This is a genomic window from Caloramator sp. CAR-1 (genome assembly GCF_030546345.1).
GTDB classification, from domain to species: domain Bacteria; phylum Bacillota; class Clostridia; order Clostridiales; family Caloramatoraceae; genus Caloramator; species Caloramator australicus.
Genome location: NZ_JAUONW010000040.1, coordinates 110986 through 122959 on the forward strand (window position 1 = coordinate 110986; position 11974 = coordinate 122959).

General features: G+C 32.9%; 10 protein-coding genes and 1 pseudogene. 10 read left to right on the forward strand and 1 reads right to left on the reverse strand.

What is annotated here, in order from left to right; translation table 11 throughout:
* Positions 1-8 precede the first annotated feature (8 nt).
* The 9 genes from Q3V94_RS11380 to larA all read left to right on the forward strand — a co-directional run bounded on the left by Q3V94_RS11380 (position 9) and on the right by larA (position 10126).
* The gene (locus Q3V94_RS11380) at positions 9-1037 is read left to right on the forward strand and encodes a type II glyceraldehyde-3-phosphate dehydrogenase (protein ID WP_303527828.1); all 1029 of its coding nucleotides are present in this window, start codon (positions 9-11) and stop codon (positions 1035-1037) included.
* Entirely contained in the window at positions 1022-2284 is a 1263-nt protein-coding gene (pgk, locus tag Q3V94_RS11385) for a phosphoglycerate kinase (RefSeq protein ID WP_303527830.1), read from the forward strand. Before Q3V94_RS11380 ends, pgk begins: the two co-directional genes overlap by 16 nt.
* 67 nt (positions 2285-2351) lie before the next feature.
* A complete protein-coding gene (locus Q3V94_RS11390) occupies positions 2352-3200 on the forward strand; it encodes a transketolase (RefSeq protein ID WP_303527832.1) in 849 nt (282 codons plus the stop codon).
* Entirely contained in the window at positions 3197-4162 is a 966-nt protein-coding gene (locus Q3V94_RS11395) for a transketolase family protein (RefSeq protein WP_303527834.1), read from the forward strand. The genes Q3V94_RS11390 and Q3V94_RS11395 overlap by 4 nt, the downstream gene beginning before the upstream one ends.
* A 15-nt stretch (positions 4163-4177) precedes the next feature.
* Complete coding sequence (locus tag Q3V94_RS11400) at positions 4178-4972, forward strand: 5-deoxy-glucuronate isomerase (protein WP_303527836.1); 795 nt, start codon at positions 4178-4180, stop codon at positions 4970-4972.
* A 17-nt stretch (positions 4973-4989) separates the two neighbouring features.
* Positions 4990-6852 (forward strand): 3D-(3,5/4)-trihydroxycyclohexane-1,2-dione acylhydrolase (decyclizing), encoded by a 1863-nt coding sequence (gene iolD, locus Q3V94_RS11405; protein WP_303527838.1) that lies wholly within the window; start codon positions 4990-4992, stop codon positions 6850-6852.
* A 22-nt stretch (positions 6853-6874) separates the two neighbouring features.
* Positions 6875-7771 (forward strand): myo-inosose-2 dehydratase, encoded by an 897-nt coding sequence (iolE, locus tag Q3V94_RS11410; protein WP_303527841.1) that lies wholly within the window; start codon positions 6875-6877, stop codon positions 7769-7771.
* Between the two features lie 13 nt (positions 7772-7784).
* Complete coding sequence (gene iolG / locus Q3V94_RS11415; protein ID WP_303527843.1) at positions 7785-8801, forward strand: inositol 2-dehydrogenase; 1017 nt, start codon at positions 7785-7787, stop codon at positions 8799-8801.
* Positions 8802-8869: 68 nt separating this feature from the next.
* Entirely contained in the window at positions 8870-10126 is a 1257-nt protein-coding gene (gene larA, locus Q3V94_RS11420) for a nickel-dependent lactate racemase (RefSeq protein ID WP_303527846.1), read from the forward strand.
* A gap of 257 nt (positions 10127-10383) precedes the next feature.
* On the opposite strand, the pseudogene Q3V94_RS11425 reads toward larA, so the two are convergent.
* Positions 10384-10731, reverse strand: a pseudogene (locus tag Q3V94_RS11425) (integrase core domain-containing protein); the annotation flags it as partial.
* 161 nt (positions 10732-10892) lie between these two features.
* Between Q3V94_RS11425 and Q3V94_RS11430 the strand changes: the two are divergent.
* Positions 10893-11378 carry a peptidase dimerization domain-containing protein gene (locus tag Q3V94_RS11430; RefSeq protein ID WP_303527848.1) on the forward strand — a complete coding sequence of 162 codons (486 nt, stop codon included), beginning with the start codon at positions 10893-10895 and terminating at the stop codon, positions 11376-11378.
* Positions 11379-11974: the final 596 nt, after the last annotated feature.

Consider the following 11974-nt stretch of genomic DNA (forward strand, 5'->3'; position numbering starts at 1 on the left):
GAGTTAAAATGGTTAAAGTTGGTGTTGTTGGTTATGGTGTTATAGGCCAAAGACTAGCTGATGGAGTTTCGCTTCAAAAGGATATGGAACTTATTGGTGTTGCTGATGTTGCACCAACGTTAGCAGTTAGGGCATTAAAAGAAAAAGGAATGCCTTATGATCTTTATATTGCGATTCCAGAAAATAAAGAGTTATTTGACAAGGCTGGTATTCCAGTATCAGGAACTTTAGAAGATTTAGTTCAAAAGGTTGATATTATTCTTGATGCAACTAGTGCAGGGGTTGGAGCAAAGAATAAAGAATTATATAAAAAATATAATAAAAAGGCTATATTCCAAGGTGGAGAAAAGAATGATGTTGCAGATGTATTTTTCCATGGATATGCAAACTATGAAAAGGGGGTAGGGAAGCAATTTCTAAAACTTACCTCATGCAATACTACAGGATTAATAAGAGCAGTAGATTGCCTTGATAGAGAAATAGGAATTGAAAAAGTAGCTATTACAATTGTTAGACGTGTAGCTGATCCAGGTGATTATCATAGAGGTCTTACTAATGCTCTTCAAGTAGACAAGGCACCAAGCCATCAGGCTGTTGATTTGATGATGATAATGCCACATATTAATGCAACAGGTATACTTATCCATACACCTGTAACACATGGACATATTATTACTGTTGTTGCAACTCCTAAAAAGGACGTAACAAGGGAAGAAGCGCTAGAACTTTTCAGTCGTCATCCAAGAATTAGAGTAGTAAGAATTGCTGATGGTTTTTTAGGTAATGCTGCATTATTTAGATATGCAAGGGATCTTGGTAATCCAAGAGGAGATATGTATGAAATCGCTGTTTTTGAAGAAACAGTTGTTAAATCAGGAAGAGATATTATGTTTGCAATAAATATTCCTCAAGAGGCAGTTGTTATTCCAGAAACTATGGATGGTATTAGAGCTGCAATGTTAATGCAAACTGACAGATTAGAAGCTGTTTCATTAACAAATAAATATTTGGGGATGGGAAAATGGATGGAAAAGTAATAACTGGAATAAGATCGATTGAAGAGTATGATTACGCTAATAAAACTGTTCTCTTGAGGGTTGATATTAATTCGCCTATTGATCCTAAAACTAAAAAAATAGTTAATGAAAATAGAATTAATATGAGTATTCCTACAATTAAATATCTCATAGACAAAGGTGCAAAAATAGCTATGATTGCACACCAAGGAGACACATTAGATTATCATAACTTAATTCCTATGAGAGAACATGCTGATAAATTATCACAAAAATTAGGTATTGAAGTTAAATATATAGACGACGTATGCGGACCAGCTGCTCAGGAGGCAATAAAAAACTTAAAGCCGGGAGAAATAATACTTCTTGGAAATCTAAGATATTTAACAGAAGAGGTATCAACCTTTGAAGATGCAGTTAAATTGAAACCTTCCGAGATGCTTAATACTTATCTTGTAAGGAACTTAGCACCTCTTGTTGATATTTACGTTAATGATGCATTTGCAGCAGCTCATAGAAATGCTCCTTCTATGGTTGCATTTCAAGAAATACTCCCATCTGCAGCAGGGCTTCTTATGATGAAGGAAATAGAAGCACTTACAAAGGTAATGGAAGCCCCAGATAGACCAGCAGTGTTTGTTCTTGGTGGGTTAAAAATTTCAGATGCTTTTGGAATGATGAAACAGGTTCTTCAAAATGGTGCTGCTGATAAGATACTCGCTTGCGGTGTAACTGGTCATATTATGCTTATGGCAAAAGGATATGATATAGGCGAGAAAAATATTAAATTTATAAAAGATAGATCACTAGATGTATTTTTAAAGCCAGCAAAAGAATATCTTACTGATTATCCTGAAAAGATTATAATGCCAGTAGATCTTGCATATGAAAAGGATGGAGTAAGGCATGAAGTATCGATAAATAATCTACCTGTCAACGAATTATGTATGGATATCGGAAGTAGAACGATAGAAATATTTAAAGAAGAAATACAAAAAGCAGGAACAATATTTGTCAATGGACCAGCAGGAGTATATGAAAATAAGCTATTTGAAAAAGGAACCAGAGAAATTTGGACAGCTATTGCAGAAGCAAAAGGATATTCGGTTATTGGTGGTGGAGACACAGTATCAGCAGCTCAGCGTTTTATAGATACAAGCAAAATCAACTATGTGTGCACAGCTGGAGGTGCTATGGTAAGATTCCTGTCAGGAGTAAAGATGCCGCTTATTGAAGCTATGAAGAATGCGTATAATAAAAAATTTTAAAATTGAATAGTCGGAGGTTTATCCTCCGCTATTCCTTTTAAATTGTTTAAGAAAAAGGAGGTGTAAAATGTTAAGCAGTGATAAAATCAAAGATTTAAAAATATTTGCCACAAAAATAAGAATAGAAGCAATTAAAGCCATTGGCAATTTAGGATTTGGACATGTTGGAGGAGTATTATCAATTGCTGATACACTTGCTGTATTATATGGTGAAGTTATGAATATAGATCCCAAAAATCCAAGATGGGAAGATAGAGATTGGCTAATTTGTTCTAAGGGACATGCTGGACCAGCTGTTTATGCAGCACTTGCTTTGAAAGGATACTTCCCTTTGGAAGATTTAATGACATTAAACAAACCAGGAACAAATTTACCAAGTCATTGTGATAGAAATCTGACGACTGGAATTGATATGACAACGGGATCATTAGGTCAGGGGGCATCTATTGCAGTTGGAGTTGCATTAGGTAATAGACTTAATGGACGGAAAAATTTTACCTATTTAATTCTTGGTGATGGTGAAATTCAAGAGGGACAGATTTGGGAGGCTGCTTTATATGCTGCACAACAGAAGCTGGATAATTTAATTGCGTTTGTTGATTATAATAAAAAACAATTAGATGGATATGTAAAGGATATTAATGATTTAGGTAATATTAAGCTGAAATTCGAAAGTTTTGGATGGTTTGCGCAGGAAGTAAACGGAGCAGAAGTTGAAGAAATATATGATGCTATTCAAAGAGCTAAGCAAATTGAAGGAAAGCCTTCAGTTATAGTCTTAAATACAATAAAAGGCAAAGGATGGAGCTATGCTGAAAAAGCAGAGTCAAATCATCATATGATTATCAGTCAAGAGCAGCTTAATGAGGCACTTGAAGAGCTTCAAACGGAGCTAAAAAGGGTGGTGGCAAAATGAGCTATATCGTTACCCAAAATAGAATTAAAGAAGATAAAGAAATGAGAAATGTTTATTGTGAGACCCTGATGGAGCTTGCAAAAGAGGACGAAAGAATAGTGGTTCTTGATGCGGATCTAATGAGTTCGATGGGAATGAAGCCATTTTGGAAGGCATTTCCTTCTAGGACATTTAATGTAGGTGTCCAGGAAGCAAATATGATAGGAGTAGCTGCAGGGTTATCTGCAACAGGCAAAATACCATTTGCCCATAGCTTTGGACCATTTGCTACTAGAAGATGCTTTGATCAGATATTTCTTTCATGTGGTTATGCTAAGCTAAATGTTAGGATAATAGGAAGTGATCCAGGTGTTACAGCTGCATATAATGGTGGAACACATATGCCTTTTGAAGACATGGGGATTATGAGAAATGTTCCTGATATAACAATTTTAGAACCGGTTGATTCAGTAATGCTTAAAGATTTGATAAGACAAACAATTAACAGATATGGTGTATTTTATATAAGGCTTTTAAGGAAAAATGCCATAAAAATTTTTGAGGATGGATCCACCTTCGAAATAGGTAAGGCAGTAAAATTAAAGGATGGTCGTGATGTAACTATAATTTCTACAGGAATTTTAGTAAATGAAGCATTAAAGGCAGCTGAGGAGCTTGAGAAGGAGGGGATTTCGGCAAGGGTACTAAATATATTTACATTAAAACCAATTGACAAAGAATCAATTATAAAATGTGCTGAAGAAACTGGTGCGATTGTTACTGCAGAAAATCATAGCATATTAAATGGACTTGGTTCTGCTGTAGCAGAAGTATTAGTGGAGAATAAACCCGTTCCTATGGAAAGGGTAGGTATAATGGATAAATTTGGAGAAGTAGGTCCTGAAAGTTATTTAATGGAGAGATTTAATTTAACGTATAAGGATATCATTTTTAAGGTTAAGAGGGTTTTATCTAGAAAATAGAAGGAAGGTATTTTTATGTTAAGGATTAGACATGAAGGACCATTTGTATATGGATATAATATGATAACTTCTATTGATGAAAAAGAAGATAATACAATGATGGATTTTGGAATTTTAAAAATTAAAAAAGGACAAATTGAAGTAGATAAAGACGATAAGGAAAGGGTATTTTTGCTAATTCATGGTGAGGTAATTTTAGAATGGCAGGATAGAAAAGAAACAATAAAAAGAAAATCCTGCTTTGATGAAAATCCATGGGTTCTTCATTTGCCAAGACGTTTAGAAGTAAAAATTACTGGTATTGCAGAGGACACAGAAATTTGTTTAATTAAAACAATAAATGAACGTGATTTTGAAGCAAAACTTTATAGAGATAAAGAATGTATTAGTGAAGAACGAGGTAAGGGAACAATGAATGAAACTTCAACGAGAATTGTAAGGACGGTTTTTGACTATTCTAATGCTAAATATTCAAATTTAGTTCTTGGTGAAGTAATTGATTTTCCAGGTAAATGGTCGAGTTATCCTCCTCACTTTCACCCACAACCTGAGATATACTTCTATAAGTTTTATCCAGAAAATGGATATGGTTTTTGTCAATTAGGTGAAGAGGTATATAAGGTTAAAAATAATGATGCTGTAAAAATACTGAACAATCTTTCACACCCACAAACCGCTGCTCCTGGATATGCTATGTATTATATATGGGTTATAAGGCATCTAGAAGATAATCCATATATAACCCCTATATTTGAACCTGAACATTTGTGGGTGATGGATAAAGATGCTAAGATATGGCCTAATAAATAATTATTGGGGGGATAAAAATGAAAACTGTTAGACTGACAACTGCGCAGGCACTGGTTAGATTTCTTGATAATCAGTATGTAGAATTTGATGGAAAAGAGAATAAATTTGTAAAAGGAATTTTTGGTATATTTGGTCACGGCTGTGTCCTTGGAATTGGACAAGCATTAGAAGAGTATAAAGGTGATTTAGTATTTTATCAAGGTAAAAATGAACAAGGAATGGCACATGCAGCAATTGCTTATGCAAAGCAAAAGAATAGAAGAGAAATAATAGCTTGCACATCTTCTATAGGGCCTGGAGCTCTTAATATGGTTACTGCAGCTGCTACTGCAACAGTTAATAGAATTCCACTACTTTTATTTCCAGGAGATACATTTGCTTGTAGACAGCCAGATCCTGTTCTGCAACAACTTGAAAACCCAGCAAGCATTTCAATTACAGCAAACGATGCCTTTAGACCTGTTTCAAAGTATTGGGATAGAATAGAAAGACCAGAACAGCTTATGAGTGCGATGCTAAATGCTATGAAGGTATTAACTGATCCGGCTGAAACTGGAACAGTAACTATTTGTCTTCCTCAAGATGTGCAAGCAGAGGCATATGATTATCCCGTGGAATTTTTTGATAAAAGAGTGCACCATATTGAAAGAAGATTGCCAACAAAAGGAGAAATAGAAAGGGCTGTAAAACTTATTAAAAGTAAAAAAAATCCTTTGATAATATGTGGAGGAGGAGTTAGATATTCTGAAGCTGCTAATGAATTAAGAAAGTTTGCCGAAAGATTTAATATTCCAATTGCAGAAACGCAAGCTGGTAAAGGAGAAATTGAATGGAATCATCCATTAAATCTTGGAGGAATAGGTGTTACTGGAACTTTAGCTGCTAATAAGATTGCCAAGGAAGCAGATTTAGTGATTGGTATTGGAACAAGATTTTCTGATTTTACAACAACATCAAAGTGGGCCTTCCAAAATCCAACGGTAGAATTTTTGTCAATAAATGTAAACGGTTTTGATGCAATAAAACTAAATGCTAAATATATAATTGCTGATGCGAGAGAAACTTTAAAAATTTTATATGAAGAGTTGGTAAGAATTGGATATAGATCTGAATATAAAAATGAAATAAAAGAGGCTAAAGATGAATGGAATAAAGAAGTAGATAGATTATATTCAATAGAACTTGAAGAAGGATTATCCCAGACAAGAGTTCTTGGTGAAATTAATAAAACTATTGGAGAAGAAGCAATAATAGTAGGAGCTTCAGGGAGTCTTCCAGGAGATTTGCAAAGACTTTGGAGAGCTTCAAAACAAAGAACTTATCATATGGAATATGGTTTTTCATGTATGGGTTATGAGGTGACAGGAGCTTTAGGAGTTAAAATGGCAGAGCCAGATAAAGAGGTTTATGCATTAGTTGGAGATGGAAGTTACCTAATGCTACATTCAGAACTTGTAACAAGTATCCAGGAAGGATTAAAAATAAACATATTGCTTTTCGATAATAGTGGTTTTCAATGTATAAGAAATCTACAAAACTCACAAGGTATTCCAACTTATGGAACTGAATTTAGATATAGAGACAAGGAAACAGGAGATTTGACGGGAGAATATATTCCTATTGATTTTGCGGCAAATGCAAGAGCATATGGAGCTAAAACTTATACTGTAAAGACAATTGAAGAGCTAAAGAAGGCACTTGAAAGCATAAAACATGATAATGTATCAACTCTAGTAGATATTAAGGTTCTTCCTAAAACTATGACCTGTGGATATGAATCGTGGTGGAGAGTTGGCGTTCCAGAAGTTGCTGAAAGAGAGAGTGTTATTGAAGCATGTAAAAAAATGAAAGAAGAGATTGAAAAAGCAAGAAAATTTTAATTTAACTAAGGGGGATAAAAATATGCTAAGCAAAGAAAAAGTAAAACTTGGAATTGCTCCCATAGCATGGACAAATGATGATATGCCGGAATTAGGAGCAGAAAATACATTTGAACAATGTATAAGCGAGATGGCTCTTGCAGGTTTTGAAGGCAGTGAAGTTGGCAATAAATATCCAAAGGATCCAAATATATTAAAAAAGGCATTAGAGCTTAGAAACATAAAGATAGCTAGTGCTTGGTTTAGTGCTTTTTTAACAACAAGACCACTTGAAGAAACTGTAAATGCTTTTATAAAACATAGAGATTTCCTATATGAAATGGGAGCAAAGGTTATTGTAGTTTCAGAACAAGGCCATAGTATACAAGGGAAAATGGATATGCCAATATTTGATGCGAAGCCTATTTTTACAGATGAAGAATGGGAAGCCTTATCAAAAGGTTTAAATTACCTTGGAAAACTAGCATTAGAGAAAGGAATGAAAGTTGTTTATCATCATCATATGGGCACTGGAATTCAAACAGAGGAAGAAATTGATAGATTAATGGAGATGACTGATCCTGAAGCAGTATATCTTTTATTTGATACTGGTCATTTAACTTTTTCAGGAGAAGATCCGGAAAAGGTTTTAAGGAAATATATAAATAGAATAAAACATGTTCATTTGAAAGACGTTAGGAAGGATGTTCTCGAAAAAGTTAAGAAAGAGAAATTAAGTTTTCTTAAGGCTGTGAAGGAGGGGGTATTTACTGTCCCAGGTGATGGAATGATCGACTTTGAACCGATATTTAAGATTCTTGACGAAAATAATTATGAAGGATGGTTAATCGTTGAAGCTGAACAAGATCCTGCAAAGGCTAATCCATTTGAATATGCGTTAAAGGCAAGAAAATTTATAAAGGAAAAAACAGGACTATAATGGGGGTGAAAACATGAAAAAAATAAAAATTGGTATCATCGGAGCTGGAAGAATAGGTAAGCTTCATGCTGAAAATATTGTAAATAATTTTAAAAATGTTGAGATTAAGGCTATTGCTGATGTTTACGCTGATAAAATAATGGATTGGGCTAGAAGTATAGGTATAGTTAATGTTTATAGTGATCATAGGGATATTATTAATGATCCCGAAATTGATGCAGTTCTTATTTGTTCCTCTACTAATACTCATGCACAATTTACTATAGAAGCTGCTAAAGCAGGGAAACATATTTTTTGTGAAAAACCTATAGATTTTGATGTAAATAGAATAAAAGAAGCTCTTGAAGCTGTAGAAAAAGCAGGGGTTAAATTTCAAGTAGGCTTTAATAGAAGATTTGATCATAACTTTAGAAAAGTTTATGAAATGGTAAGAAGAGGTAAGATTGGTCTTCCACATATAATAAAAGTTACATCAAGGGATCCACAAGCACCTCCAATAGATTATGTAAAAGTATCTGGAGGGATGTTCCTTGATATGACTATTCATGACTTTGATATGGTTAGGTATCTGTCAGGAAGTGAAGTTGAAGAGGTATTTGTTTATGCAGGAGTATTGGTCGATCCTGCAATTGGAGAAGCAGGAGATGTTGATACTGCGGTCATCAGTCTTAAATTGAAAAATGGTGCTTTTGCAGTTATTGATAACAGTCGAAAAGCTGTTTATGGTTATGATCAACGCGTAGAAGTTTTTGGTTCTAAAGGGTCTATAACGGTTTCAAATGATACAGATTCATCTGCAGTTTTAAGTTGTGAAGAAGGAGTAATTAGTGAAAAACCAAAATATTTCTTCTTGGAAAGATATAAGGATTCTTTTGTTGAAGAACTTAAAGATTTCTTTGAAGCCATAGAAAAAGATATAGAACCTCCAGTAACGGGAATAGATGGTCTGAAGCCTGTGCTCATTGGACTTGCGGCTAAAAAATCTTTAGAAGAAAAGAGACCTGTTAAAATATCAGAAATCGAAGCATAATATATCATTTTAGACAGTGAACATAAAGAGTTCACTGTCTAATTAATTTAGTTTTAAGAGGTGGTTATATGGAATATAGAGAATGTATTTTAGGATTTGGTAAAACTAGTGTAGGAATAAGAATCAAAAATGAAAATTTTTTAGGTGAGCTTTTACCAAATAAAGTGAATGTTGAATTAACTGGAATAGATGAAGTTAAAAGGGCTATTGAGAACCCAATTAATTCAAAAAGGCTTAGAGATATTGTGAAACCAGGGGAAAAGATAGTTATTATTACAAGTGATATAACAAGACCGATGCCAAGTAAATTAGTTCTTCCATTAGTTTTAGATGAGTTGTATAAAGCTGGGGTTAAAGACCAGGATATTACTATTGTTTTTGCATTAGGAAGTCATAGATTTCATACTGAAGATGAGAAAAAATATATCGTTGGAGAAGAAATATATAATAGGATAAATTGCATAGACAGTAATCCAAAGGATTACGTTTATCTCGGTAATACTAAAAATGGGACCCCTGTAGAAATTTTTAGACCAGTTGTTGAAGCTGATAGACGCATCTGCTTAGGTAACATTGAGTATCATTATTTTGCAGGATATAGTGGTGGCGCAAAGGCAATAATGCCTGGTGTTTCAACTAGAAGAGCTATTCAAGCTAATCATAGTAGAATGATTGAAGAAAAAGCTATGGCAGGAATTCTTGATATGAATCCGGTAAGAGAGGATATAGATGAAATTGGAAATTTTATAAATATCGATTTTATATTAAATGTAGTATTGAATGAAAAAAAAGAAATAATTAAAGCAGTTGCAGGACATTATATAGATGCTCATAGAGAAGGATGTAAGTTTTTGGATAGATTTTATAAGGTAAAAATTAAAGAAAAAGCTGACATAGTCATAACATCAGCAGGAGGATATCCAAAAGATTTAAATTTATATCAGGCACAAAAGGCCCTTGATAATGCAAAAAATGCAGTAAAGAAGGGAGGAATAATAATACTTGTTGCATCATGTAAAGAAGGATTGGGAGAAAAGGTATTTGAGGAATGGATTTTAGAAGCTTCTAAACCTGAAGAGCTTATAGAAAGAATAAAGAAAAACTTTACTCTTGGAGGACATAAAGCAGCAGCAATAGCAATGGTATTACAAAATGCTAAAATTTTTTTGGTATCGGAGCTTCCTGATGATTTTGTAAGAAGTATTTTTATGGAACCTTTTAGTGATGTGCAAGAAGCCTTAGAAAAAGCTTATCAAGAACTTGGATATGATTCCAAGGTTTTATTAATGCCAGTTGGAGGTTCTACTTTGCCTGTAATATATTAAAATTTGTTAACTTTGGTTCGGGACTATTTGGAAATATAAATAAAATTTATTATAATTGTTATATAATACAAGAATAATGATAGTGTAAAGTAAAAATGAAACTAAAGCTTTAAAAATCGTATAATTATTAAAAATTACATGAGTTTATAAAAAAAGAACAACAAAAAAGACAAACAGCTCTAAAAAAGGGCATGCTAAAGGCACCTCCAAATATGTATAATTTGCAGGTGTTCAATAGAAGTATAAAGATTAAAAAATTAAACAAAAACAGAGAGCAACCAATTACGTTTATCTACATCGTTGTAAGATATTCCTGCAACTTCAGCAGGAGAGAGATTATTAAGAGAATAATGAGGCCTTAAGAAATTGTAGTGAAAAATAAACATAGATATAAAAGCATTAGTGCTATCAAAAGACTTAAAACTTCTTTTTCTCTTATACCAATCTTTAAAAGTATCATTAAAGGCCTCAATAACATTATTAGAAATATCATCATTAAAAGAAGAAACTTTAATGTGTTTAGAATTAGGGAAGATAGCTTTAGTAGGGATATTATAAGCAGGGAATCTATCAGTAACAATAGAAGAAGGGCAGCCGATTATTTCCTTAGCTAAAACAGGGGTTGCAGCGTGGATATATGGAAAAATGGGGGTCCAACTATAGCGTTAAGAGCTGATATGGATGCACTGTAAATAGATGAAAAATTGGAATTCATTTATGGAATAGTTTGTATACTGGTAAATTATCTATACGAGAAGGATCAATAATGGCATCAGCAGACTATTTCAAAACAAAAATACTAGGAAAAACAGCACATGGATCTGCTACTTATGAAGGAATAGATGCTATATTGATATCTGTTGCAATTATAATGAATTTACAATCAATTGTGAGCAGAGAAATGAATCCATTAAATCCCATAGTAATAAGTGTAGGTATGATAGAATCAGGCATGGGTTTTAATATAATATCTAGTGAATCTATAATTGAAGGAACGACAAGGTGTTTTAACTCTAATATAAGAAAAGACTTGCCAATTATAATTGAAAGAATGGCTAAAAATACTGCTTGGGCGTTTAGAGCAAGAGCAGAAATTGAATATAATTATGGAACTTCTCCTTTAATAAATAACAAAATATGCTCAAAACGGGCTGAAGAATTAGCTAAAAAGCTTTTTGGTAATGAATGTATTTGCAAAATAGATAGACTAACTATTTCTGATGATTTTCGAGTTTACATCAATAATACCTGAAGTATATATTTTGGTTGGACGCAAAGAAGGTAATGCTAGGATTATATAATCCCTATCATAATGAAAGATTCAATATTAATGAAAAAGCATTAGAAATAGGATCAGCTATGTATGTTCAATATGCATTAGATTTTTTTAAGGAGTCGTTTTAATTTTATTTTTAAAATATAACGTTTTTTAGTAAGGAGAATCTATCATTTGTAGATTCTCTTTTTTATTAAATAGAATAACTAAATCTTATGCTAGTGCTTAGATGATATAGATCAATTGTAGATTTTGTTGTATATGAAAATAGGAGTTTTGATTTTAAATCTAGGACGATTATAAGAAATTTTAGATAATAGTATATAAAAACCATAGTGTAAAATTATTGTAGGACGAAAAAGGACAAAAAATTTAAAAGAGACAACCCCTGTGGTAAAATAAAAAGTGGAAAAAACACAAATCAATAAGGGGGTGTCTCTTTTGAATAATATTATACAACATGATATTATACAACAACATTTAATAAATTTCACTACTAAATTAATAAAAAATGTAGAAGAAATGCTGTCAAAAGAATGGGATTTTACAAAACTTGTTGAGGTAGTTAAAGA